Source organism: Skermanella sp., assembly GCF_059503625.1.
The window spans coordinates 1-2,289 of sequence record NZ_JCACHA010000459.1 but is presented as its reverse complement, the minus strand read 5'-3'; the positions used below and the strand labels follow the sequence as shown (position 1 = coordinate 2,289).

The following is a 2,289-nucleotide window of genomic DNA, read 5'->3' as shown; positions in this document are numbered from 1 at the left end:
GCACGAGCTGCTGGACGGCACGGCATCCTGGACGGTGGAGGAGAAGCACAGGACCATCGCGCGCAACCGGCTGACCGTCCAGCTCGTCTCGTGGCTGACCGGCGGCGACACGCTGATGGTGGACCTGACCCAGCTCGAGCAGATCGCCGACGATCCCAAGACCAAGGCAAGGGTGCAGGAAGCCTTCACCAAGGCGGCGGAGAAGCTGGGCATCGGGGCGGACCGCAAGCAGGAAGTCGTCGATATGATCGAAAAGCTCGCACGCGAGCTTTCCTATATCGAGGCGCTGCGCGACCGCTACTGCAAGGTCCAGTACATCAACGCGCAGCTGATCATGCTGTCCAAGATCTACAAGCGGGAGCCCGGCATCCGGAACGAGATCTTCCGCATGCAGGTGCTGATCCGCGCCCCGGTTGCCGATTTCGACTCGATGTTCACGCAGGCCGATGCCCAGACCGGCGAGATCCTGGCGGTGCTGCGCAACATCGGACCGCAGACCAAGTTCATCCGCGAGATGCGCGACGAACTGCATAACCGGCTGATGCTGTGGGACGAGATGATCAATCCCTGGAGCGCCATCACGGTCGAGCCCTCGGCCGAGATGGAGGCGCTGCTGAAGGACACCTACCGGTTCCTGGCCCGCAACTTCGCGGTCAGCAACGACTGGCCCCTGACCGGACGCCGATAAACGGACGGCTATTACCGGCTGTTGTCGGCCGGCTTGGAACGACCTCCCCCGCCCCTGCGTTGTCGCATCTGAAGTGAATTGGGGGGAGATAGCCGGTGCAGTGGAATTCCATGCTCCCGCGGAACGACGGGCACGGGCATGCGGCAATTCTCTGACCGGCGCAAGCGCGGCCCGAAGAATTCCCTGATCCTCCACGTCAAGTCCGGCCTGTCGCCGGAAAAGACGCTGCTGGTCAGGGCTTGCCTGATCTTTCTCCTGCTCGCCATCGTGATCGCCATCTTCTGGTTCGACCGCGACGGCCTGAAGGACCAGATCGACGGGCATATCTCGTTTTCCGACATCCTGTATTTCGGCATGATCACCGTGACCACGGTGGGCTACGGCGACATCGTGCCCGTCAGCGACACGGCGCGGCTGATCGACGCCTTCGCCGTGACGCCGATCCGGATCTTCATCTGGTTGATCTTTCTCGGCACCGCATACGAGTTCGTCATCCAGAAGATCGTGGAGGATTTCCGCATGGCCCGGCTTCATCAAAGTCTGGAAGGGCACATCGTGGTGTGCGGGTTCGGGCACAGCGGCATGATCGCCGCCAGGGAAATGGTCGCCAAAGGCCACCCGGACGAGAAGATCGTCGCGATCGATCTGGCGGAGGACCGCGTCCGCGCCGCCGCCGATGCCGGCTTCGTAGGACTGCTCGGCGACGCCACCAGCGAGGAATTGCTGGCCAAGGCCTGTGTCGACAAGGCCAAGGCGGTGATCGTCAACACTCGCCGGGACGACACCAACATCCTGGTCATCCTGACCGTCCGCCACCTGTCGAAGCATTCGAAGGTCATCGCCAGCATCCGGAACGAGGAGAACATCAAACTCGCCCGCCTCAGCGGGGCCGACCTTGTCGTGACGCCCACCAGGGTCGGCGGCTACCTGCTGGCCGACGCGGTGGAAACCCAGCACGCGACGCCCTTCCTATGCGACCTGATGTCGACCGGCGGCCATATGGTGATGGACGAGCGCACCGCCCGCCCCGAGGATGTCGGCAAGACCATGGCCGAGGTCGCGGGCGGCGTGGTCGTCCACATCCACAGCGGCGAGCGCGAGGTCCCCTTCATAGAGAGGGAACGGTACCGCATCCAGCCCGGCGACAAGCTGCTGATGATCTGTCCGGCGCCGAAGCCGGCCGGCAATCCGTAAAGGATTTCACCCGCGCCATTCATCCCGCAGGATCGCGTACAGCACGTGGTCGCGCCACGCGCCGTCGATGCGGAGATAGCCTCGGGCATAGCCCTCGTACTGGAAGCCGGTCTTCTCCAGCAGACCCCGGCTGGGGGCATTGGTCGGCAGGCAGGCGGCCTCGATCCGGTGCAATCCCAGCTGCCCGAAGGCGAAGTCCAGGGTCAGGCGGGTCGCCTCGCTCATATAGCCGCGCCGGGCATAGACCTCGCCGACCCAGTAGCCCAGCGTCGCGGTCTGCGCTACCCCGCGCCGGATGTTGCTGAGGCCGATACCGCCGACGACGCGGTCGGTCCGGCGGTCGACCGCCAGGAAGCTGTACGCCTCGTCGTCGCGCCACTCGATGATCTGGCGGCGTAGGCGTCTGA

The 2,289-nt window shown here is 64.6% G+C and carries 3 protein-coding genes; 2 read left to right on the top strand and 1 reads right to left on the bottom strand.

Annotated features, from left to right (window positions below; translation table 11 throughout):
- The coding region (locus tag AC5JJ6_RS10085) for a hypothetical protein (protein WP_496041912.1) at nt 1–688 on the top strand (688 nt) is incomplete at its 5' end.
- Between the two features lie 138 nt (nt 689–826).
- Nucleotides 827–1,882 carry a potassium channel family protein gene (locus AC5JJ6_RS10080; protein ID WP_496041911.1) on the top strand — a complete coding sequence of 352 codons (1,056 nt, stop codon included), beginning with the start codon at nt 827–829 and terminating at the stop codon, nt 1,880–1,882.
- A 6-nt stretch (nt 1,883–1,888) separates the two neighbouring features.
- On the opposite strand, the gene AC5JJ6_RS10075 is transcribed toward AC5JJ6_RS10080, so the two are convergent.
- Nucleotides 1,889–2,289 (bottom strand): GNAT family N-acetyltransferase (locus tag AC5JJ6_RS10075; RefSeq protein ID WP_496041910.1); only part of this gene is annotated, 401 nt, incomplete at its 5' end.

Excerpts from the sequence above, each read along its gene's own strand:
- AC5JJ6_RS10080 (WP_496041911.1), top strand. The coding sequence starts at position 827 with ATGCGGCAATTCTCTGACCGGCGCAAGCGCGGCCCGAAGAATTCCCTG.